At 60.5% G+C, this 20,892-nt stretch carries 22 protein-coding genes and 1 pseudogene; 17 read left to right on the top strand and 6 right to left on the bottom strand.

Going from position 1 to position 20,892, the window contains the following annotated elements; translation table 11 throughout:
* Nucleotides 1-511: zinc-binding dehydrogenase (locus HV796_RS35840; RefSeq protein ID WP_175232603.1), on the top strand; the 511-nt coding region annotated here is incomplete at its 5' end.
* Between the two features lie 27 nt (nt 512-538).
* On the opposite strand, the gene HV796_RS35835 is transcribed toward HV796_RS35840, so the two are convergent.
* A complete protein-coding gene (locus tag HV796_RS35835) occupies nt 539-1,063 on the bottom strand; it encodes a universal stress protein (RefSeq protein WP_175232602.1) in 525 nt (174 codons plus the stop codon).
* Nucleotides 1,064-1,122: 59 nt separating this feature from the next.
* A complete protein-coding gene (locus tag HV796_RS35830) occupies nt 1,123-1,395 on the bottom strand; it encodes a hypothetical protein (RefSeq protein ID WP_175232601.1) in 273 nt (90 codons plus the stop codon).
* A 299-nt stretch (nt 1,396-1,694) separates the two neighbouring features.
* On the opposite strand from HV796_RS35830, the gene gad reads away from it, so the two are divergent.
* The 4 genes from gad to HV796_RS35810 are packed head-to-tail and all read left to right on the top strand — an operon-like array spanning nt 1,695 to nt 6,017.
* Nucleotides 1,695-3,080, top strand: coding sequence for a glutamate decarboxylase (gene gad / locus HV796_RS35825; RefSeq protein ID WP_175232600.1), 1,386 nt, complete (start codon nt 1,695-1,697; stop codon nt 3,078-3,080).
* A 27-nt stretch (nt 3,081-3,107) separates the two neighbouring features.
* Nucleotides 3,108-4,628, top strand: a complete 1,521-nt coding sequence (locus HV796_RS35820) for an amino acid permease (RefSeq protein WP_175232599.1) — start codon at nt 3,108-3,110, stop codon at nt 4,626-4,628.
* A 34-nt stretch (nt 4,629-4,662) separates the two neighbouring features.
* The gene (locus tag HV796_RS35815; RefSeq protein ID WP_175232606.1) at nt 4,663-5,706 is read left to right on the top strand and encodes a DnaJ C-terminal domain-containing protein; all 1,044 of its coding nucleotides are present in this window, start codon (nt 4,663-4,665) and stop codon (nt 5,704-5,706) included.
* Nucleotides 5,703-6,017, top strand: a complete 315-nt coding sequence (locus HV796_RS35810; protein ID WP_175232598.1) for a chaperone modulator CbpM — start codon at nt 5,703-5,705, stop codon at nt 6,015-6,017. The genes HV796_RS35815 and HV796_RS35810 overlap by 4 nt, the downstream gene beginning before the upstream one ends.
* A 10-nt stretch (nt 6,018-6,027) precedes the next feature.
* On the opposite strand, the gene HV796_RS35805 is transcribed toward HV796_RS35810, so the two are convergent.
* The 3 genes from HV796_RS35805 to HV796_RS35790 form a co-directional block, all read right to left on the bottom strand.
* Nucleotides 6,028-7,317: an NRAMP family divalent metal transporter gene (locus HV796_RS35805; RefSeq protein WP_175232605.1), complete on the bottom strand. Its 1,290-nt coding sequence runs from the start codon at nt 7,315-7,317 to the stop codon at nt 6,028-6,030.
* A 283-nt stretch (nt 7,318-7,600) separates the two neighbouring features.
* A complete protein-coding gene (locus tag HV796_RS35795; RefSeq protein ID WP_175232597.1) occupies nt 7,601-8,410 on the bottom strand; it encodes a PRC-barrel domain-containing protein in 810 nt (269 codons plus the stop codon).
* 53 nt (nt 8,411-8,463) lie between these two features.
* A complete protein-coding gene (locus tag HV796_RS35790; RefSeq protein WP_175232596.1) occupies nt 8,464-9,054 on the bottom strand; it encodes a BPSL1445 family SYLF domain-containing lipoprotein in 591 nt (196 codons plus the stop codon).
* A 434-nt stretch (nt 9,055-9,488) separates the two neighbouring features.
* Here HV796_RS35790 and HV796_RS35785 point away from each other — a divergent pair, with 434 nt between their 5' ends.
* The 9 genes and pseudogenes from HV796_RS35785 to HV796_RS35750 all read left to right on the top strand — a co-directional run bounded on the left by HV796_RS35785 (nt 9,489) and on the right by HV796_RS35750 (nt 16,061).
* Nucleotides 9,489-10,355 (top strand): sensor histidine kinase, encoded by an 867-nt coding sequence (locus HV796_RS35785; RefSeq protein ID WP_175232595.1) that lies wholly within the window; start codon nt 9,489-9,491, stop codon nt 10,353-10,355.
* A gap of 306 nt (nt 10,356-10,661) precedes the next feature.
* Nucleotides 10,662-11,381: a Crp/Fnr family transcriptional regulator gene (locus HV796_RS35780; RefSeq protein ID WP_175232594.1), complete on the top strand. Its 720-nt coding sequence runs from the start codon at nt 10,662-10,664 to the stop codon at nt 11,379-11,381.
* Between the two features lie 174 nt (nt 11,382-11,555).
* A pseudogene (locus HV796_RS46025) lies at nt 11,556-11,995 on the top strand (ester cyclase).
* A gap of 255 nt (nt 11,996-12,250) precedes the next feature.
* Entirely contained in the window at nt 12,251-13,288 is a 1,038-nt protein-coding gene (locus HV796_RS35770; protein WP_175232593.1) for an isocitrate/isopropylmalate dehydrogenase family protein, read from the top strand.
* Between the two features lie 246 nt (nt 13,289-13,534).
* Nucleotides 13,535-13,729: a hypothetical protein gene (locus tag HV796_RS35765; RefSeq protein ID WP_175232592.1), complete on the top strand. Its 195-nt coding sequence runs from the start codon at nt 13,535-13,537 to the stop codon at nt 13,727-13,729.
* A 442-nt stretch (nt 13,730-14,171) separates the two neighbouring features.
* Nucleotides 14,172-14,432 (top strand): hypothetical protein, encoded by a 261-nt coding sequence (locus HV796_RS35760; RefSeq protein ID WP_175232591.1) that lies wholly within the window; start codon nt 14,172-14,174, stop codon nt 14,430-14,432.
* Nucleotides 14,380-14,688 carry a sensor histidine kinase gene (locus HV796_RS35755; protein ID WP_217478099.1) on the top strand — a complete coding sequence of 103 codons (309 nt, stop codon included), beginning with the start codon at nt 14,380-14,382 and terminating at the stop codon, nt 14,686-14,688. The genes HV796_RS35760 and HV796_RS35755 overlap by 53 nt, the downstream gene beginning before the upstream one ends.
* Nucleotides 14,670-14,813, top strand: coding sequence for a hypothetical protein (locus HV796_RS46020; RefSeq protein WP_377694504.1), 144 nt, complete (start codon nt 14,670-14,672; stop codon nt 14,811-14,813). The genes HV796_RS35755 and HV796_RS46020 overlap by 19 nt, the downstream gene beginning before the upstream one ends.
* 492 nt (nt 14,814-15,305) lie before the next feature.
* Nucleotides 15,306-16,061, top strand: a complete 756-nt coding sequence (locus tag HV796_RS35750; RefSeq protein ID WP_175232604.1) for a YoaK family protein — start codon at nt 15,306-15,308, stop codon at nt 16,059-16,061.
* Nucleotides 16,062-16,234: 173 nt separating this feature from the next.
* Here HV796_RS35750 and HV796_RS35745 read toward each other — a convergent pair whose 3' ends face one another.
* The gene (locus tag HV796_RS35745) at nt 16,235-17,074 is read right to left on the bottom strand and encodes a universal stress protein (RefSeq protein ID WP_175232589.1); all 840 of its coding nucleotides are present in this window, start codon (nt 17,072-17,074) and stop codon (nt 16,235-16,237) included.
* A 506-nt stretch (nt 17,075-17,580) separates the two neighbouring features.
* Between HV796_RS35745 and HV796_RS35740 the strand changes: the two genes are divergently transcribed.
* The 3 genes from HV796_RS35740 (at nt 17,581) to HV796_RS35730 (ending at nt 20,841) form a co-directional block, all read left to right on the top strand.
* Nucleotides 17,581-18,156 (top strand): hemerythrin domain-containing protein, encoded by a 576-nt coding sequence (locus tag HV796_RS35740; RefSeq protein WP_175232588.1) that lies wholly within the window; start codon nt 17,581-17,583, stop codon nt 18,154-18,156.
* 516 nt (nt 18,157-18,672) lie between these two features.
* A complete protein-coding gene (locus HV796_RS35735) occupies nt 18,673-20,055 on the top strand; it encodes an NAD-dependent succinate-semialdehyde dehydrogenase (protein WP_175232587.1) in 1,383 nt (460 codons plus the stop codon).
* A gap of 21 nt (nt 20,056-20,076) precedes the next feature.
* Nucleotides 20,077-20,841, top strand: a complete 765-nt coding sequence (locus tag HV796_RS35730) for a Rossmann-fold NAD(P)-binding domain-containing protein (RefSeq protein ID WP_246356232.1) — start codon at nt 20,077-20,079, stop codon at nt 20,839-20,841.
* The last annotated feature ends 51 nt before the right edge of the window (nt 20,842-20,892 follow it).

Here is a 20,892-nt window from a genome sequence, read left to right as displayed (position 1 = left end):
GCCGATCGGACTCGCGGCGTTGCTCACGGCCCGCTTCTATTCGCCTGCCGAAATCATCATGGTCGATCTGGACGACAACCGGCTGGAGACCGCGAAGCGTTTCGGTGCGACCGCGGTCGTCAACAGCGCGGACGGCAACGCAGTCCAGGCGGTCATGAAACTCACGGCCGACCGTGGCGTCGACACCGCAATAGAGGCGGTCGGGATACCCGCCACTTTCGAATTGTGCGAGGCGATTATCGCTCCGGGCGGGACGATTGCGAACGTCGGTGTGCATGGCGTGAAGGTCGACCTTCATCTGGAACACCTGTGGGACCGGAATATCACGATCACCACGCGGCTGGTCGATACCGTGAGCACACCGATGCTGCTGGAGACGTTGCGCTCCGGCCGGCTCGATCCCAAACTTCTGATCACCCATCGCTTCACATTCGAGCAGATCCTCGATGCGTATGCAACCTTTGCGCACGCGGCCGACACCCGCGCGCTCAAGGTGATCATCGCGGCCTAGCTCGCCGCGATGTATGGGCGGCCGCCACTAGCGGGGCAGTTCGTACACCGCCGCAGCGACGTCGGTGTGTGCGGGACTGGCGGTTTCCGCGACCGTGGTTTGCGCCTGTCGGCTCGGGACCAGCAACACCGGCAGGCTCGCGCTGCGCACGACCCGTTCGGCCACGCTACCTAGAAACAGACGCTTGAAACCCCGTCGCCCATGCGTGCCGAGCACCAGCAGGTCCGCGTTGAATTCGTTAGCCGAAATGCGGATCCGTTCCGAGATGTCCTCGCCGATCGGCGCGACGTCGACGATCCGCGGCACGCCGGCCACGTTCTCGCGCTTCATTCGCGCCAGCGCATCCGCCATCAACCGCTGGCCTTCTTCAATACAGGCGTCTCGCAGGATCGTCGGATCGTAGCCGTACGCGTCGTATGCCATCAATGGGTTGTCTACGACATAAAGCGGCTGTAACTGCGCGTCATTATCGTGTGCGAGTTGCAGAGCGCTGTCCAACGCATGTTCAGCCGTCTCGCTACCGTCGATTGCTACCAGAATGCGTTTATACATATCGGCCCCGAAGAGTTCGTTCTGACGGTCAACGCCGTCGCGAATGGCATTGCGTGCGCTCAGAGCGCCGCGGCCTGAACTTTGCCGTCGACGATGTCCTTGCCGAACTGCATGGCAAGGCCGATCGCGTCATCGAAAGTGGCGGGGCTCACGGCGTCGAAGACTGTCGAATAGCGTCGTGCGTCCGCCTCGCTGAATGGGATCGAGTCGATTCGCATAACGGACGAAAAACGCCGCGCGCCTTTGGCATACGGATCGCCAAAGGGCGGGAATTGCTGGCTGGCATAGGCACGTAACTCGTGGCCGTTGTATGTCGCGGTGGGGATGGTCATGATGACGGGCTCCTTAACGAATGGTTTTATTCGCTGGGCTCTCGCGCCGAATATCGATGGCGTAACGGTCGATCGCAAACCGCGCAGTGAATAGCACCACCTTGCGCTTAATAGCGACGTAATGCAATGAACATATCGCGTGGGATGCGGCGGTGCGGTACGGCAGCGTACCGACTTTGATCGGTCCTGCGCGCACCATGATTATGGAAACTTTCCCTTCTCCCCAATATCACCATTCCGCTTGCTCGCCGTTCGTTCACGAACCCGCTTCGCTCATTTCAAGTTGGGAATCTCACGCCATGACCTTTCTCAAGTCCCCGCCGCCCACGCCCGATGCCGTCGCCGACGAATACGCCGCGACGATCTCCGGTTCTTCACTTCCGAAGTACCGGATCCCGGAAGCATCGTCCGATCGCAGAGCGGTTTTCGATCTGGTGCGCGACGAGTTATTCATGGACGGCAACTCACGGCAGAACCTCGCGACGTTCTGCACCACCTATGCCGACGACGAAGTTCGCCGACTGATGGATCTGTCGATAGACAAGAACATGATCGACAAGGACGAATATCCGCAAACCGCTGAAATCGAAATGCGCTGCGTGCACATGCTCGCCGATCTGTGGCATGCAACGAAATCGTGGAAGACGACCGGTTGCTCGACAACTGGGTCGAGCGAAGCCTGCATGCTCGGTGGACTTGCGCTCAAGTGGCAATGGAAAAAGCGCAGGGAAGCGCAAGGCAAGCCGACCGACAAGCCAAACTTCGTCTGTGGACCCGTACAGGTCTGCTGGGCGAAATTCGCCCGGTACTTCGATGTCGAGATGCGTCAGGTGCCGCTCAGAGACGATGCGACCGGACTGCAACCAGAAGACCTGGCTCAGTATTGCGACGAGAACACGATTGGCGTCGTGGCCACACTGGGCATCACGTTCACCTGTGTCTATGAACCAGTGAAGGCGCTGGCGGGTGCACTGGACGCACTGCAAGCAAATGTCGGGCTCGATATTCCGATTCATGTCGATGCGGCCAGCGGTGGCTTCGTCGCGCCATTCATTCAGCCGGACCTCGAATGGGACTTCTGCGTGCCGCGCGTCAAATCGATTAATGCGTCGGGCCATAAATACGGGCTCGCCCCGCTCGGGGTCGGCTGGATAGTCTGGCGCAGTACTCAGGACTTGCCTGACGAACTGATTTTCCGGGTCGATTATCTCGGCGGCGACATGCCGACGTTCGCACTGAATTTCTCCAGGCCGGCCGGACAGATCATTGCGCAGTACTACATGCTGCTGCGTCTGGGCCGTGAAGGCTATCGGCACATTCAGCAGGAATGCGCCGATACGGCTCAAGCACTGGCCGACGGTCTGGCAAAGATCGACGCATTGGAGCTGATCTACGATGGACGCGGTGCGTTGCCGGCCGTCTGCTACAAGCTGAAGCACCCGGAAACAGCGGGCTTCACGCTATTCGATCTGTCCGATCATGTACGCATGCGTGGTTGGCAGATCGCCTCGTACGAACTGCCGGCGGCGCGCGAGGAGACCATCGTGCAACGCGTGTTGATCCGGCGCGGCGTGACCCGCGACATGGCGGCGATGCTACTCGGGGACATCCGGCACGCCGTCGCGCATCTGACGAAGAACCCGGTGCTCCATTCGACCGCCGGGCCCACCTTCCATCACGATTGACGTTGCCTCTTCACAGGAGCGCACGAAATGATTCGCACCACGACCGCCGCGTCCGCTTTGCCGGCCGCAAAGTCCGCGAAGCGCGGCAAGTATCTGAGCGTCACGTCGATCGGTCTGATGACGGCCGCCGCCGTGGTCACGAGCCTGCGTGGACTTCCGTTGCTGGCGAAAGAAGAGATGACGATGTTCGTCTATCTCGCGTTTACGGTGGTCTTCTATCTGATCCCGGCGTCGCTGATTTCGGCTGAACTGGGTGGCGCTTTTGCCGACCGGCGCGGGGGCATCTATACGTGGGTCGCGGAAGCGTTTGGCACACGTTGGGGTTTCCTTGCGATCTGGTTGCAATGGATCCAGAACGTCGTCTGGTATCCCGTAGCGCTGACCTTCGGCGCGGCGGCACTCGCCTATACGATTGGCCGCCCGGATCTGGCGAAGAACGGCGTTTACGTCGGAATCTTCTGCATCGTCGCGTACTGGCTCTCCACGTGGATCGTACTGCAAGGTGTCGAAGTATTCGCGAGGATCGCCAGCTGGACCTTCGTGATCGGCACCATCGTGCCGGGTGTCGTGCTGCTCGCGCTGCTCGGCTACTGGATCGGCAGTGGCCATCCGCTCGGCTGGCAGCATCTGAACGATGCCGCACTATCGCAAGAGGGCCACGCGCGCTTCTGGCCCGCGATTCATGGCTTCGGCACGATCTCGTTTCTTGCCGGCATCGTGCTGCTATTTGCCGGTGTGGAGGTGCAGGCGGTTCATGTGATCGACATGCGCAGTCCGAGTCGCGGTTATCCGGCGGCCATCGGACTGGGTGCGCTGATTTCGGTGCTGATCTTCGCGCTCGGCGCGTTGCCGATCGCGGCGATCTTGCCGTACGAGAAGATCTCGTTGCAGTCCGGCGTGTTCGATGCGTTCAGTGTCGTGCTTGCGGACCTCTGGCACATGGGCTGGGCTGTGTCGGCGCTGTCGCTGCTGGTCGGCATCGGCGCAATCAGTGGTGTGCTGGCCTGGTTGGGCAGTCCGTCGCGCGGTCTGCTTGAAACCGCGCACGAGGGTGAATTGCCGCCAATCCTTCAGGCCAGGAACCGCCACGGCATGCCCACGCATATTCTGCTGGTGCAAGGGCTGATCGTGACGGTGATCTCGTGCTTCTACTTCGTGATCCGGGATGTGTCGGTCGCGTTCTTTCTGATCTCCGCGATGACAATCGCGCTCTACCTGATCGCGTACATGCTGATGTACGCGGCGGCAATCAGGCTGCGCTATTGCGCACCTGCGTTGCCACGACCTTTCACCGTGCCCGGTGGTTTAGCCGGCATGTGGCTGACTGCCGGCATCGGCTTTGCCGGTGTGCTGTTCAGTTTCGCCGTCTCGTTCTTCCCGCCGGACCAGTTGCCGGTGGGCTCACCGTTGCTTTATACCGGACTGGTCGGGCTCGGCATCGTCGTATTCGGCGGCATTCCCCTGATGATCCACCACGCTCGCCGCAGCGACTGGGCGACGGTTCATGGCGCGCCGCTCGCCAGTCCCGCCCCGATACCGCTCAAATAGGTATGCGCGCGGCCTTTCTGATAGGGCTTCGATCATGAAATACAAAGACTATTACGAAGTGCTGGGAGTGCCGCGTAGCGCGACGCAGGACGATATCAAGCGTACGTATCGCAAGCTCGCTCGCAAATACCACCCGGACCTGAGCAAGCTCGACGACGCGGAGTCACGCTTCAAGGAAGTCGGCGAGGCGTACGGCGTGCTCAAGGATACGGAAAAGCGTGCGGCCTACGACCGGATGGGCGACCAGTGGCGTAATGGTCAGGACTTCGAGCCGCCGCCCCAGTGGGATGAAGGTTTCGAATTCAGCGGCGCGAATGACCACGGCGCAGGGGAGGCACGCTTCAGCGAATTTTTTGAGGCACTTTTCCGCGGTGAACATGCCGATGGTGGCCGCGCCTCGACAAGACGTGCGCGGCACGCCGCCGGCGCGGGCCCTGACAATGCAACTGCACGAGAAATGGAGGATGCCTATGGCGGTGTGCCGCACTCGGCTCCAGGCCAGGACCACCACGCCAAAGTTGTGATCGATCTGGAAGATACCTATCGCGGAGCACAGCGCACGATTTCCCTGGAGACACCGATACTCGATGCAAGTGGCCGTGTCGTGTTGAAGTCACGGACGCTCGATGTCTCCATTCCCAAGGGCGTGCACAGTGGGCAACATTTGCGGCTTGCCGGCCAGGGGGGCGCGGGTTTCGGAGAGGGGCGGCCTGGCGACCTGTACCTGGAAATCGCGTTACGCCCGCAGGAACATTTCAATGTCGACGGCCGCGATGTGACGATCGACGCGCCGGTTGCGCCTTGGGAGGCCGCATTAGGTGCGCGCATTACCGTGCCGACGCCCGACGGCACCGTTGAAATTGTCGTCCCGAAAGGTTCTAGCGGAGGCCAGCGCTTGCGCCTGAAAGGCAAGGGCATCCCGGCGAGCGGGCCGGCCGGTACAGCGGGCGACCTCTATGCGCGGTTGAACATCGCTCTGCCACCGGCCGACACCGACGAGGCACGCGCCGCTTACGAGACATTACGACAGGCATGCGACTTCGACCCGCGCGCGCATTTTTCAGGTGATCAATCATGAACGAATCGCGCACGACCTGGCTCAAGTGCCTGATCGTCGAGGAGCAGGTAGAGTTCACGCTACTCGAATTGTGCCGGGTATCCGGCGCTTCTGAACTTCAGATCTTTGACTGGATCGAGCAAGGGGCGATCGAGCCGAAACGGGTCAGCGAAGATGATGGTCCGCATTTCGACGGTATCTCATTGCGGCGCGCCCGCAAGGCCCGCCATCTCGCGGAGGATCTCGAGATCAACGCTGCGGGTATCGCGCTCGCACTCGATCTGCTTGACGAGATCGAAGCGTTGCGAACGCAGCACTATCCAAAGCGATAGAGCGAATCTCTCACGCAAACCAGGTCACACCCATCGCCACGACCGTTGCCGCCATCACGCCGGTCGCAATCCAGCCGAAGGTGCGTAGTGTTGGTGGAAGCGTGAAACCCGACATGATGTGCGTACGCATCGAGAGATGCATCATGACGATCATCACGGGCACCGCCACGACGCCGTTGAGGACCGCGCTCCAATAGAGCGCCTTGACGGGATCTATCGGCGTGAAGTTCAGGCCGGCGCCGATTGCCGTCGCGGCGGCAATTACGCCGTAGAACGCCTTCGCCTGTGAAGGCGCGCGCGCGAGGCCCACTCGCCACAGGAACAATTCGCCCACTGCATAGGCACCCGAGCCGGCTAGCACGGGCAGAGTCAACAAGCCGGTGCCGATGATGCCGGCGGCGAACACAAAGAACGTGAATGGACCTGCTATGGCGCGCAGCGCCTCCGCGGCCTGAGCCGAAGTCTGGATATCGGTAAGCCCGTGTGCATGCAAGGTCGTCGCCGTCGTCACGACGATGAAGAACGCGATTACATTCGAGAGCGCCATGCCGAGGTAGGTGTCGATGCGGATCCGCGCGAACTCCGCGGGCGCTTCCCACGGCGCGTGGGTCAACGGATGTGCACCGGGCCGTTCCTTTTCGTCTTCGACTTCCTGCTCGGCTTGCCAGAAGAACAGGTAAGGGCTGATCGTCGTACCCATGACGGCGACAATGGCGACGAGATAGTCCGGTTTGATGGACAGCGCGGGCAACAGCACGGCGCGGCCGACCTGATCCCACGGTACTTTAACGACAAAGGCGCAGATCACATAGCTGAACAGCGACAGGCACAGCCACTTCAGAATCGACACGTAGCGGGCATAGCGGGTGAACACTTCCAATACGACCGACAGCAGCCCGAAACCGCACACATAGAGTAGCGCGGGACCGGCGATCAGCAGCTTCAGCGCTGCGCCCATCGCACCGAGGTCCGCCCCCAGGTTGATGATGTTCGCGACGAGCAGCAACCCGACTACGCTGGTCGACAACCAGCGCGGATAGTGCTCACGCAGATTGCCCGCGATGCCGCTGCCGGTCACGCGCCCGATGCGCGCACTGATCTCCTGGATCGCGGCCATCAACGGGTAGCTGAACAGGAGAGTCCACGCGAGCCCGTAGCCGAATTGCGCGCCGACCTGGGAATACGTTGCGATGCCGCTCGGATCGTCGTCCGACGCGCCGGTGATGAGGCCCGGGCCCATCACCTGCAGCAGTTTTGGACGAGTCGGCTGCTTGACCGGATCGTGAGTGAGCGTGTCCATGAGCGGGGCGTTCCTGATGGCTGGCGCAGGCGTATCGGCCCGTGAGAGGGTCTCGGGCGTGGCGGCCTCGTAATGGATCACGCTTTCCTTCGGCAGCCCCTCATTGACGAGCGTTGCGCCCAAAGCGCTGAGGGTGCCGACTACGACCGCGCCTTCGACTGCCGACAGGATGAAACTCACGGCGCGTCGAACATCGTCAACGCCGCCGTTTACCGAACTTATGTCACTTTCGCCCGATCGCGGACCGCCCGGCGCAAGGGGGGGCCGCGTTCCGTGCGGCGCGTCAATCCAATGCAACCCGCTCGCCGGCATCGGCATCCGACCAATAGCCGTGCCTGTCGTAAAACCGGTGCAGTGCGACTTCGTAATGCCGATCGACCGGCATCGAGTCGTCATAAGCGGGGCTATTCTTGATGACCTCGCGCGTCAATGCCGTCGATACGGTCGAATCGAGCCAGTCGACGACGTCGATCCAGTGAATCGCGATCAGCACGGCTTTGCCACCAGGCCACCAGTTGTGCGTCCCGACGACCAGGTAGCGAATCGCCCAGTCAGTGTCGTCGTAAATGAAGTCCGAGACGTGGCCGATGCCGCCGTCGGCTGTTTTGAGGTGGTATCCCTTGACCTCGTTCGTACTGCGCAGATGAACGTCCGCTTTCGGCTTGTTCGTATGCAAGGTTGGCCGCGAAGGTTCATCGGGCAGCGCGTCCGGCGCCACGCCTGTCGGATCGTAGGCAGGGTAGGCGCCCATGCCCCACAGGTTCGGGCCGCCCCAATACGTCGGATAGCTGTAGTAGCGCAGGTATTCGATTTCATGCTGCCGCGACACCGGCTTATGGGTGTCGAGAATCGGGCTATCCCGCACTTGCTGCCGGGACAGGTTCGCATGCACGACGCTCGATCCCGGGTCGGTGTGCTTCACCGAATACGGCGACACCAGTACCTGCCGGTCGTTGAGCCAGTCGCCGGTTTCGACCACCAGATAACGCACGGCCCAGGACTCGTCGTCGAAATAGGCCTGGTTGACCGAGCCGATGTCACCATCCAATGCGTGCACGGTGCTGCCGTGCAGGTCGCTTATGCTTCGTAACATGGTTTCTCCATAGTATGAGAAGAGGCGCGCACTACGCCGCGCGAGGGTCTGCCTCAAAGCAACGCGAGCCGCGTAACTTTGGTGCCTTCGAGCGACGCGCCCGCCATCAAGCCATTGTTGGTCAGGACGAAAGCATTGACCTGACCGGTCGCGGTGCTCGTGTCGAGATTGCCGTTTGCGCCGATTTTGAGCACGGCCACGGACGCATCGCCGCCCGCTGACCATCCGTCTGTGCTACGGAAGCGGTTAAGCGACTCTTCAGTCATGAACAGGAATACGATCGCGCGCGATTGCGCGCCGATCTGCCAACCGATCGAACCGGTCGCCGTGCTGTAGTAGCCGACCGTGTGTCCGCCGACGCGCAAGGAGCCTTCCCCATACTGACCGCCGACGACGAAGCCCGCGTCGAACACCGAGGGGAACACCAGCACGCCGCGCGCCTTGCCGACCAGTTCACGCGAGCCGCTCGCGATGGTATAGAGGCGTGCGAGCGTCGAGTCGACGCCCGCATCGATGGTGCGGCGCTTATCCATCTGCTGGCCACGGCTCGCTTCGGAAGAAGAGGTGGTGGTGCAGCCTGAGAGGGCTGCACCGAGTACCAGAAACGACCCAGGTGTGCTCCAGATGAAGGTTCGTCTAAGCATGATTTTCTCCCTGCTGGTGGACGATAGAACACACGCTACGCGCACGCGCTGGAGAATGCGGTACGACAACGTACAGACCTCTCTATGTTCGAACGCACTATCTGCATGGATGATCGCGGGGACTCTCCTGATGGCAAAGGGTCGTGGCATCGACCCGGGTTGACACATACCGTCGCGAACGTGACAGATTTGTTGCGCTCTACAGGGGTGACGTCGTTGACCGCTACCGTACAGACGTGCTCCGTGAGGTGTGAGAACGTGGTAGTCCACCCTGCGCGTACCAGCGATTTTCGGGTCGCTCTCGCGAGGCAGGTATTCGCGAATAGTCGGCAAAGCGCGCAACACAGCAAGCCGTTGCTGTGGCAGGGCGTCGGATGCCGCGGCGTGGATCGCTCGCTGTTCGCGATCCGCGCGTCAAAAAAATGAGGCTCAACATGTCATCTCATCCAGTATCTTTCCGGTGGTCCGTTGGCACGCCCGACGCGCACCACGCCGATGTGAACGATGAAATGCTGGAGCGCCTGCAGCAACGAGCCTCCATCGGTTTTTCCAGTCATTCTCCGTCGGCCGCCCCTCGGTTCGACGCGCTGCGACGCAAGGACGAAATTCTTGCGATGGTGGCGCACGAGCTTCGTGGACCGTTAATGCCGATGCAACTCGCCATCCATCTCATTCGCAGGGCGTCGGCGGATCGCCCGGAGGTGTTACGGTCGATCGACATGCTCGACAGGCAGATCACACAGATTACCCGGCTTGCTGAGGACTTGATGGATGCAACGCGGATCGACCATGGCGCGCTCCGTGTGAGCAAGGCCCCCATCGAAGTCGTTGCGGTTCTGGCCGCCCCTCTCACCGCTGCCGCACTGGCGGCAGCCCAACGCGGCCAGACACTCACCGTGCAGATTGCCGACAGGGCACTACGCATTGAAGGCGATCCTGCGCGTCTCGCACAGGCCGTCAACAACCTCCTGCATAACGCGGTGAAATACACGCCGGAAAATGGTTGCATCGCCGTGAACGTGCTCGCAGACGGGAAAGACCTTGTGGTGTCCGTCAAGGACAATGGCCTGGGCATATCGGGCGCGCTCCTGCCACATATCTTCGACCTCTTCGCTCAGTCCAGCAGAACGATTGCGGCGAGTGCCGGGGGTCTGGGGGTGGGTCTTGCCGTGGTGAAAGCGGTCGCCGAATCGCATGGCGGAACGGTGTCGGCGACCAGTGCTGGCCCCGGTACGGGCAGCGAATTCACGCTACGGCTGCCGATCGTGCTGGAACGGCGCATGGCTCGCGAGCCAGTGTGACGGCGGCCAATGCGCCCACACATTTCAGTCTCCTGCTGAGCGTGCCAGCCACTCGACGATACCTCCCGCGCAGTGACAGACCTGTCAGCGCAGACCCGTTGAGCCATGGCCGGTGGTCGTTGCAGTGCGCCGCAACGTGCCACCGTCGCGCACGCGAACTATAATTTAATCCGGGTTTAGCGAAGATCGGTATCCTCGCAGATTCGCCCTGCGCTTTCATGCAACTGCCGTCGATCCCTGATATTGTTAAGAACAATTCTGCGAAAACAGTGCGGTTTCTTGCCAGGGTGGGGGGGAGAGCGAGGTATGGAAAACGCGCGTCATTTCGGAGGAAATCACCTGCTTTCGGTTCTGCCGGAAGCAGAGCGGGCGCGTGTGGCGCCGCATCTCGTACTGGTTGAAATGCCACTGGGCCTGGTCGTGTACGAGTCTGGCGACCGCCTCGACCACGTTTATTTTCCAACGACCTCCATCGTATCGCTGCTCTATGTGATGGAGGACGGCGCGTCCGCTGAGATTGCGATCGTGGGCAACGAAGGGATCATCGGTATTGCGCTCTTCATGGGCGGTGAAACGACGCCAAACCGGGCGGTCGTGCAAAGCGCAGGTCAGGCGTATCGACTGGATGCGCGCATCCTGAAAGAGGAATTTCATCGCGCCGGCCCGGTTCAGCGGTTATTGCTGCGCTATACCCAGGCATTGATCACCCAGATGGCCCAGACCGCCGTTTGCAACCGGCATCATTCGATCGACCAGCAATTGTGCCGCTGGCTGCTGCTCAGCATGGACCGCCTGCCGTCAAACGAACTGAAGATGACACAGGAACTGATCGCCAACATGCTTGGCGTGCGCAGATCCGGCGTGACGGAGGCGGCGCTGAAACTCCAGGACGCGGGGCTGATTCGCTACAGCCATGGCCATATCGAGGTGCTGGATCGACCGGGGCTCGAAAAGCGCGTGTGCGAATGCTACAGCGTGGTGAAACGGGAGTTCGACCGGCTGTTGCCTGATCTGAAGGCGATATAAAGCGCGTATCTTTGTGCGGCCTACCTAAGCTTGCCCCGGTCACCGGAATCATTGGCAGTGGGAAATGGCCCCTTACCGGAGAACGTATCAGCTGGTCATCGGTTGCTCAATGACATACGATGTGATGTCGCTCTTGCGCTCGTATGCGCCGGCCTCGACACTGGAGACGTTCATATGAGCAGAGCGGATGAGGTGACGGACGATGTCGCGCGGGCGGCTTTAACTGTGTTTTACCGTGCCATGTCGCGTAAAGATATCTCCCTGTTTCGGACTGTTGTAACGCCAGACTGGCAGTACATCCCGCCTTCTCCTGGAGCGGTGTCGGGTCCCGACTCTATGATCCCGGTGTTCGCGGATCTGTCGTATTCACTGCCTGACATGGACATCAGGATTCTGGATGTCCTGGTTCACGGAGACAAGGTAGCCGTGCGTGCGATCGTGACTGGGACGCATCGGCCCCACTCATGGGGATCGCAGCCACATCGAAACCTGTCAATTTTGCGATTCACTCGTTTCACGAATTCCGCGAGGGACATATTGCCAAGACATGGCACCTGGAAGACTGGCTAGGTGTTTTTCGTCAGATCGGAGAGTTGCCGTCGAACCTTCCGTGACGACAGGTCGACCGGTATATCCGCCATGTGGCCTGTTCCTTGTATCGCCGCTGGCTCCGTATCTAGAATGCGGGGCCAGATCAGCTGTCCCCGCGTTGGGAATCGTGACGCGGCGACACATCCGCCTGAGTGCGCCATGCGGCGGAAATGAAGTTTCGGTCTGGTCCATGCCTGAGACCAACTCATCGCACCCAGCGGCGTCAGCGATAGTCGGTCAACCACGGACAGTTGTCCTGTCTAATCTGGAAGTCTGATATGGAAAGCACGCCGAGACACAAAATCCCCGCAACGCTGATTCCTGGCGATGGAATCGGGCCGGAAGTGGTTGCTGCAACGGTTCAGGTTCTTGACGCTTTAGGATCCCCATTCATCTGGGACGTACAGCATGCCGGAATCGCCGGGGTCACCCACTGTGGGGACCCGCTACCAGATGTGACACTCGAGAGCGTTCGCAAGAACAAGCTTGCCCTCAAAGGTCCATTGACGACCCCGATTGGCGATGGGTTCCGCTCTTCCAACGTTCGACTTCGCGAGGAGTTCCAGCTTTTTGGCAACGTTAGGCCCGTGCATACCATTATCCCTGGTCGCTACGACAAGATCGACCTCGTGCTCGTGCGCGAAAACCTCGGTGGGTTTTATGTCGCACACGAATACTACATTCCCGTAGGCGACGATCCGAAAGCGGTTGCAGTCGCGACCGGGGTAAACACACGCGATGCGTGCGCACGAATCGCAAGATTTGCCTTCGAATATGCCTTGAAACACGGACGAAAGAAGATCACCGTTGTGCATAAGGCCAACATCCTGAAGGTACTCACAGGATTGTTTCTGGACGCCGCTCGAGACGTTGCCCGGGATTACGAAGGTCGGGTGGAAATGAATGACATCATTGTCGACGCCTGCGCGATGCAGCTTGTGCTGAACCCGTGGCAGTTCGATATGCTTGTGTGCACCAATCTGTTTGGAGACATTCTGTCGGATCAGTTAGCGGGCCTCGTGGGCGGACTGGGCATGGCGCCCGGCGCCAACTACGGTACTGACACGGCAATTTTTGAAGCCGTGCATGGATCGGCGCCAGACATCGCTGGTAAAGACGTGGCCAACCCCATCTCCTTGTTACTTGCATCAGGCTTGATGCTTGAGCATGTTGGTAAGGGTGATCTCGCCCAACGATTGCGAACTGCAATCACTCAAACACTCAACACCGACCATATCTGTACGCGTGATCTGAAAGGCACTGCGTCAACGCGCGAGTTCGCCGCCGCAGTGGTTCGCCGGATCGAGAGCACATAGTCACGGGGGAGACGCTGCGTGCCAGTTCGAGTCGCGCATGAACGACATGGCCTTCAACGCCTACAGCGGGACCGCCTCCACGATTGCACTCACGATGTTCCCCGAGGTCGATTTGAACAGGAGCGTCGTAATCGGCGTGGGTACGGCCGACTACGCGATGTTACGAAGGGGCGACCAAGTGGTCGCCACCGTACAGACGGGAGAATTTCATCCGGTCCATGATGATCTCAGCTTCAGGAGGCCACCATGTACATCCAACTCTCGGCCGAGGCTGTCCAGGCTCTCAAATCGCTCGATCGAATTCCTGATTCCGAATCGGAGATTCCGCGCCCCATGACCGACGAACTATTGACTCTCGGGCTTGCGTACGAGTCGCGCACCGGCGGCGTCATCAATATGACGGCCGCAGGCCGACTGTGGCTGAACCAGCGGGCCGGGTAGTGCACGTGTTACGTGCGGAGCCAATTGTCGCTGCCTACGGCTTTGCCGCCGCGTTGAGCTTTGGATGATCGAAAGATCGAAATCCCATCCTTACTTAGGACCGGTGTCGGGCCTGCTTCTTCGGCGGTCAGTTGTAGTCGTTCTTCTACCGCATCCCGACTCCCGCGTCATCTTCCTGACGAACCGCATATCTGCGGTGCGTCTGCGCTCGCCCTACGGGCTCTGCGACGCACCGGAGCAAAACTAACGAAGACCCTCATCGGCGGTGCACAACCAAGCCATCTCGTCACCCGTCTATGTGACGCCGCCGTTTAGCGGCGCATTTGAATCGCCATTCACATCCGGTCACAACGTCGATGCGCCACAACTCAAGAACGAAGTTCTGGCGATGGTCGCTCACGAACTGCGCGGGACATTGACTTCGTTTTGATTCGGGACCCACATGATCCGCTCGGCGTTGGCAGAGCGCCCCGATATGCTCCGGGTGCTCGACATGATCGACCGGCAAGCCAGCGAGATAGCGCGCCTTTCCGAAGATCTGGTGGACGCGACGCGAATCGGTCAGGGCGGCCTCCGCCTGGACAAGCTCAACGTCGACGTGGCAACCATTCTGGCCGATTCATGTGAGATAGCTGCGTCGGGCGGCTGCCGTGAGGCAGCAGACTTTCACTCTGCAGATGCCGGACGGCACGCTGCGCATTGAGGTTGATCCAGTCCGTCTCGCACAGGCTGTCACTAACCTGCTGCACAACGCGGTGAAGTACACGCCGACAGGCGGCAATATCAGGATGACTGTGCAGGCCGATGGAATCGATCTCATTATTTCCGTTCGGGACAATGGACTCGGGATTTCGGGCGGGCTCCTGCCGCATGCCTTCGAGCTGTTCGCACGATCCAGCAGAACGATTGAACGATTGCTGCTAGCGCAGGTGGCCTGGGCGTGGGCCTCGCTGTCGTAAAAGCAGTCGCCGAGTCCCCTGGCGGAACGGTGTCGGCAACCAGTGCCGGGCTGGGTGCCGGCAGCGAATTCACGCTCAGACTGCCAATCGTCACGAAGCGCTGCGCAGTCCGAGATTGGAGGTAAGCCGCAAACGTGCGATTGACTTTAGGTCAGGTCACGGGCGTCTGGCGGTAACGAAAGCAGATGGGCGACGTACCTTCGTTCTGGTACGCCATTGGCGGCGGCGAGCCGGAACCCTGTTCCCGCTTCCGGCAGCGTTCGGAAGCGCGGCGGGAACTCGTGAGCGAGTTGATCTTGGCAACGATGCGGTTGGCGCAACCGCCAATCGGCAAAGGATCCTTTCAGGAGTCGGGAGGGAGTGGTTGCATGCTTTGGTCGGGACACCATTTAACGTGTGCGTTTCGGGCGAGATGCGCCTCCAGATGGCTTCAGACCCGTCCTTTAAGAGAGTCGACCGGCATTTCCCTGCCTATAACCCGGCGGGTGACATTGAGCTGCCGCGCGGTCGGTACGGCGACGGACATCGAGACTTCTTTTTTCGCTCGTTGTGGGCGGTTCCGCACTTGTACGGCACCGTACCGACCTCCTTCGGCGTTAAGTGCGTTCATGCTCACTATGCCGCTCCACTATCTCCGAGCCCTGACGGCTCGCAAGCGCACCGACGACGCGAATCGCCGGCTTGGCCAGGCGCTTGCCTTCGTTGCCGGCGCTGCCAACGCTGGTGGATTCCTGGCGGTCGGACAGTACACGTCGCATATGACGGGGATCGTCTCGGCGATGGCCGACAACCTCGCATTCGGTAACGTCACGCTGGTGGCCGCTGGACTGAGTTCGCTTCTGGCGTTCATGAGCGGCGCTGCGACCTCGGCGATACTGATCAACTGGGGCCGGCGACGGCAGGCGCAGAGCGAATTTGCGATGCCCTTGATGCTCGAAGCGCTGCTTCTGCTGTGCTTCGGGTTACTGGGGTCGAACCTCGAGCAGCACCGATGGCTGTTCGTGCCGGCCACCGTCGATCTGCTGTGTTTCGTAATGGGTCTGCAGAACGCGATAATCACAAAAATTTCGAAGGCGGAGATCCGCACCACCCATGTGACCGGCCTGGTTACCGACATCGGGATCGAGCTAGGCAAGTTGTTCTACTGGAACTTCGGAGCGGTGACAGACTGGGAAAACAAGGTCAGGGCGGACCGCGGACGGCTGCGGCTGCTTGCGTCGCTGCTCGGGATGTTCTTTGCTGGCGGACTGGCTGGCGCCCTCGGCTTCAAGAGGATCGGCTTCGTCGCCACGGTCCCACTCGCGGCGATCCTGGTCATCCTGGCGGTGGTACCTGTGTTCGATGATCTGATCGGGCAGCGCACCCGATCCTGAGCGGCCTACACGCCTGATGCACAACGCGCTGTCGCGCGGAGTTGCCCCAGCAATTCGAGCCCGCTCATGCCGGGCAGTTACGCATCGATCAGCAGACAGGCTTCGCGTCCCGAATTGTAGTGCTCGAGGAACGCCTCACCGGTCGCGTGGGTTTCGACGTTCTGGCTCGTTCGCTAATGCGACATCAGCACCGGCAGCGTCATTGATTTTAGAGTTTCCCGCGTCGCGCCCCCCATCACCAGTTCCTGCCAGCGCGCATGCCCGTAAGCGCCCATTACGATCAAGTCAGCGCCGAGATCAGAAGCGTGACACAGCAGCGCATCGCCGATTGACGCACCGGTCAGCTCGTCGATATTGAGCAGTTCTAGCTTGACACCGTGCCGCGCAATCACGGCCGCGATATCGGCTCCGGCAGGGCGGCCGTCGGCTGGTTCGTCTTTCCTGCCGTTCACGGTGACGACCGTTGTCCTCTTCGCTTGCTGCATGAACGGCAGTGCGTCGTGAACGGCCCGGGTGGCTTCGCGACTGCCGTCCCACGCGACCATCACTTCGCTACCGAGCGAGGGAAAGGCGCCGACGTAGGGGACCATCAGCACCGGGCGGCCAGTAGACATAAGGAGGTTTTCCTGGAAGTGGTCGCCGACGTACGCTTCGGGGTCTTGTGGATCGCGCTGCCCCGCGATGATCAGGTCTGCGGTGCGGCCATGGCGCGGGACGACGAGATTCGCGCATTTGTCGGTGGTCACCCAGTCGCCCTCAACCTCTGCGCGGCTTAGCTCGGCGTGGAAGAGGCGCTCGATCGCCGCACTTCGCTCGTGGCGTACCTTCTCCTGGGCGCTGTAGTACTCCGCAGAACCTGCCATCACGTCGAACGACCGCGGGTCGGGCGTGAAGACCCCGAACATGCCGGTGAGATGCGCGCCGAACTGCTTTGCTACCCGCAGCGCAAGTTCGAGCCGCGGATGCGCGCGTTCGCTGGTGTCGAGGTGGACGACGATGCTCTTGTAGTTCATAGCGGTAACTCCGGGAAAATTGCGAATGTGAGCGCGGGTCTTGTCCCTGACGGACTCCATATGAATGTTCGTGTAGGCCCGATCCACTCCGGGGTATCCATCAAAGTTTCTGACGTTACGCCGTAGCGTAGGCGAATGCGGTACGACAGCGTACAAATGACGTGTCCGGTTTCGAAGTTGCCTTCGCTATCGGGCTGTCTATCAGGCTGTGACCTCCGCTCATTGCACGGCCGTTGCGGACTGTATTGAAACGCGGCGGGGTATCTGCAGAGGCGTTTGGACTCCTGAAAGATGGACTCAGGTTGACCGCAATGCACGTCCGTCTGAGTAGTTTCCGATCCTGTCTTCGCCGATCGCTCAGCCCTATTATGAGTAGGGGCGTTTCGATCGGATCGCAGTATTTCATCTGCACGCCGATCGAGTGCAGTACGCGCTCCAGCGGCGCGCACTCGACATGACGCTTCGCGCGCCCATCTGACTGTGGGGCGGAATTGGGGAGAGATGCCATGCGCACCATCATTGAGAAACTTTGCACGGAGCACGTCAGGCTTGCGCGGCTGGTGCGCCTGATCAACGGTCATTCGTGCCTGCGCACGGATGCCTCTGCGCCGAATATCGCGTTGCTGGTCGATGTGCTTTGCTATTTGACGCGCTTTCCCGACATCAGCCACCACGTCATCGAAGACCGTATGGTCGAAAAGCTGCTGGCGAAGAAAGCGCTATCGATTGAATTCGGTCACGAAATCGAGACCCAGCATCAGACGTTGATCCGGGACGGGCGCGATCTGTTGCAGGATCTGGAGTCCGCCGTCCGCGGCGAAAACATGTCGCAGGAACTCGTCGATAGCCGCGTTCGGCTCTACGCTGAGCGGTTGCGGCACAACATGGTCATCGAGGAACTGACGCTGTTCCCGGCCGCAGAGAAAAACCTCAACGATCAAGACTGGCGTGAGATCGCAAGCACCGGTGCATACGGACAGACCGATCCGCTCTTCGAAGGTGCGGTAGACGAGCGGTTCGCTCAGCTGTATCGGGTCATTACCGCAGAAGCGACGGTTGCCAGCGTTGAAGAACCCTTCTGAGGCGAGAAAGGAATGCCTTCTTTCCAATGCTGCCGAGTGCGACGAGATTCCAGGCGACTAGTTCGCTCATGATTTAACCGCGTGCCTTGCTGAAGGTACGGGCTGTAGTGAGATCAGTGACTGAAAGATGAGGGCGCCCGGACGCAACCCTGTCACCGGGCGCTGCTTTCTGCACAACGCAGCGGAACTGAGTAGTTTCCGAGGCTACCGTTCGCGGCCAGTCGAGGCCTATGATCAAAGTATCCCGCCAGGACGAATGCGGACTGACACCGCTCCGCATGAGGACACCACGTTGCCCCGCTCTCGTGGCCCTTCGGCCGACTCAGCTACCGAAGCCAACCTGTGCGTTCATCGCGTCCGCCCCAGAAATCACTGACGAGGCGTCCGGCGCCTGAATTCAAGGCGTTCGCAGAATGATCGTCAGGATGACAAACACAAAAATGACATAGCGGTTCAAACACCCTTGAGATTTCCCCCTTGGACTCAAGCGCACCCCCATTTATAGAGAACACAACCATGGCCTATCAAAGCGTCAACCCTAACAACGGCAAGCTCATGAAGAGCTTCGAAAAACTGACCGATGAGCAACTCGAAAAGTCGATCGCCGCTGCCGAGACCTGTTTCCAGACATGGAAGCACACGACCTACGCCCAGCGTGCCGAAATCGTGGCTAAGGCCGCGACGCTGATGCGTCAGAACGTCGATGAATTTGCCAGACTGGCGACCCTTGAAATGGGCAAGCGCATCGACGAAGCGCGTGGCGAAGTCAAGTTCAGCGCCGACATCCTCGCTTATTACGCCGAGCATGCGAAAACATTCCTGGCACCGACCAAGCTGAATCCGAAAATCGGTGAAGCGCACATGGAGAACAGTCCATTCGGCGTGCTCTTCTGCGTGGAGCCGTGGAATTTCCCGTATTACCAGCTTGCACGCGTCGCCGGCCCGCAACTGATGGCGGGTAACGTGCTGGTGGTCAAGCATGCAGGCTGCGTACCGCAATGCGCGATTGCCTTCGAGAAACTCCTGCTCGACGCGGGCGCGCCTAAGGGGACTTACACCAACCTGCTGATCTCGCACGAGCAGTCCGAGCGAATCATCGACGACCCGCGCATCAAGGGTGTGGCATTGACGGGCAGCGTCGAGGCCGGCAGAAGTATTGCCGCGCGAGCGGGGCAGAACCTCAAGAAGACTTCGATGGAGCTAGGCGGCAGCGATGCGTTCATCGTGCTCGACGACGCCGATCTCGAGAAGACCGTTCCGTGGGCCGTATGGGGGCGCATGTATAACGCCGGCCAGACGTGCTGCGCGGCGAAGCGATTCATCGTTCTCGATTCGATTGCAGACAAGTTTCTTGCGAAGTTCAAGACCGCGCTTTCCGAATTGAAGGCGGGCGATCCGATGGACGAGAAGACCACGCACGGCCCCCTGTCCACCGAGGCGGCGCTGGTTCAACTGCTCAAGCAGGTCGACGACGCAGTGGCGCACGGCGCCACGCTGGTGATGGGCGGCAAGCGTATCGACCGTCCCGGCTCGTTCATGGAAACCACCATCCTGACGGACATCAAGCCTGACAATCCGGCCTTCCGTGACGAATTCTTCGGCCCGGTCGTGTCGTTCTTCCGTGTCGAGGACGAGGCCGCAGCGATTGCGCTCGCCAACGACTCGGACTTCGGTCTGGGCGGTTCGGTCTTCACCGAAGACGTGGCGCGCGGCAAACGCGTGGCAAGCGGTGTCGAAACCGGGATGATGTTCATCAACAACATCGACTGGTCCGATGCGGAACTGCCGTTTGGCGGCATCAAGGATTCCGGCTACGGGCGTGAGCTCGGCAACATGGGCATCCAGGAGTTCGTCAACACGAAGCTGGTTCGCACCGCCCACCTCGACGCACCGGCCTGATCGCCACAGGGAAAGCCCGCCATGTATATCAACGTTGCCGTTCTGACGGAGACCCGGGCCCACGAGCGCCGTGTGGCGCTCGTGCCCGCCGTGGTCCAGAAACTGGTCAAACTGGGTGCCCGGCTGCATATGCAGCCGGGGGCGGGCGCAGCGATTCATCTGGACGACGCCGCGTTCGAGGACGTCGCCTTCATAGCGGATCGCACTGCACTGGTGAAAGACGCCGATGTCGTGCTTGCCATTCAGCCTCCCGCGCTGGAGGTGGTCAACGCGATGAAGGAGGGTGCGATCCTCGTTTCGTTCATCTATGCACACAACGAACCCGCGCTGGTCAAGCGCCTACTCGACAAGAAGATCACCTGCTTTGCGATGGAGCGGGTGCCACGTATTACGCGCGCTCAGTCCATGGACGCGCTATCGAGCCAGTCCGCGCTTGCAGGCTACTACGCGGTGCAACTCGGCTCGACCCATCTCGCTCGCGTCGTGCCCAAGATTACCAGCGCGGCAGGATCGATCGGACCGGCTCACGTCCTGGTGATGGGACTCGGTGTGGCAGGGCTGGAGGCGATGGCGACGGCGCACCGCCTTGGGGCTGTCGTCGAGGGCTATGACGTGCGGCCGGAAACTCAGGAGCAGGCGCTCTCGCTGGGCGCCACCTTCGTCGATACCGGTATCGATGCGAGCGGTAAAGGCGGCTATGCCCGTGAGCTGAGCGCCGAAGAAAAGACTATTGAGTTTCCCATAAAACATGACAACCGATTCGATGCTGGCGCGTTATATCTCTAACGGATTGAATGGAGATACGCGCCATGGCAAAGAAGCCGTTGGACGAGGCAA

This window comes from Paraburkholderia humisilvae, from assembly GCF_902859855.1.
Taxonomy (GTDB): Bacteria; Pseudomonadota; Gammaproteobacteria; order Burkholderiales; family Burkholderiaceae; genus Paraburkholderia; species Paraburkholderia humisilvae.
Note: the sequence above shows the minus strand (reverse complement) of the source record. Positions and strands in the feature narration are given on the sequence as shown.

Coding starts and splice junctions, on each gene's coding strand:
- HV796_RS35835 (WP_175232602.1), bottom strand. CDS start 1,063: ATGTATAAACGCATTCTGGTAGCAATCGACGGTAGCGAGACGGCTGAA.
- HV796_RS35830 (WP_175232601.1), bottom strand. CDS start 1,395: ATGACCATCCCCACCGCGACATACAACGGCCACGAGTTACGTGCCTAT.
- gad (WP_175232600.1), top strand. CDS start 1,695: ATGACCTTTCTCAAGTCCCCGCCGCCCACGCCCGATGCCGTCGCCGAC.
- HV796_RS35820 (WP_175232599.1), top strand. CDS start 3,108: ATGATTCGCACCACGACCGCCGCGTCCGCTTTGCCGGCCGCAAAGTCC.
- HV796_RS35815 (WP_175232606.1), top strand. CDS start 4,663: ATGAAATACAAAGACTATTACGAAGTGCTGGGAGTGCCGCGTAGCGCG.
- HV796_RS35810 (WP_175232598.1), top strand. CDS start 5,703: ATGAACGAATCGCGCACGACCTGGCTCAAGTGCCTGATCGTCGAGGAG.
- HV796_RS35805 (WP_175232605.1), bottom strand. CDS start 7,317: ATGGACACGCTCACTCACGATCCGGTCAAGCAGCCGACTCGTCCAAAA.
- HV796_RS35795 (WP_175232597.1), bottom strand. CDS start 8,410: ATGTTACGAAGCATAAGCGACCTGCACGGCAGCACCGTGCACGCATTG.
- HV796_RS35790 (WP_175232596.1), bottom strand. CDS start 9,054: ATGCTTAGACGAACCTTCATCTGGAGCACACCTGGGTCGTTTCTGGTA.
- HV796_RS35785 (WP_175232595.1), top strand. CDS start 9,489: ATGTCATCTCATCCAGTATCTTTCCGGTGGTCCGTTGGCACGCCCGAC.
- HV796_RS35780 (WP_175232594.1), top strand. CDS start 10,662: ATGGAAAACGCGCGTCATTTCGGAGGAAATCACCTGCTTTCGGTTCTG.
- HV796_RS35770 (WP_175232593.1), top strand. CDS start 12,251: ATGGAAAGCACGCCGAGACACAAAATCCCCGCAACGCTGATTCCTGGC.
- HV796_RS35765 (WP_175232592.1), top strand. CDS start 13,535: ATGTACATCCAACTCTCGGCCGAGGCTGTCCAGGCTCTCAAATCGCTC.
- HV796_RS35760 (WP_175232591.1), top strand. CDS start 14,172: ATGATCCGCTCGGCGTTGGCAGAGCGCCCCGATATGCTCCGGGTGCTC.
- HV796_RS35750 (WP_175232604.1), top strand. CDS start 15,306: ATGCCGCTCCACTATCTCCGAGCCCTGACGGCTCGCAAGCGCACCGAC.
- HV796_RS35745 (WP_175232589.1), bottom strand. CDS start 17,074: ATGAACTACAAGAGCATCGTCGTCCACCTCGACACCAGCGAACGCGCG.
- HV796_RS35740 (WP_175232588.1), top strand. CDS start 17,581: ATGCGCACCATCATTGAGAAACTTTGCACGGAGCACGTCAGGCTTGCG.
- HV796_RS35735 (WP_175232587.1), top strand. CDS start 18,673: ATGGCCTATCAAAGCGTCAACCCTAACAACGGCAAGCTCATGAAGAGC.
- HV796_RS35730 (WP_246356232.1), top strand. CDS start 20,077: ATGTATATCAACGTTGCCGTTCTGACGGAGACCCGGGCCCACGAGCGC.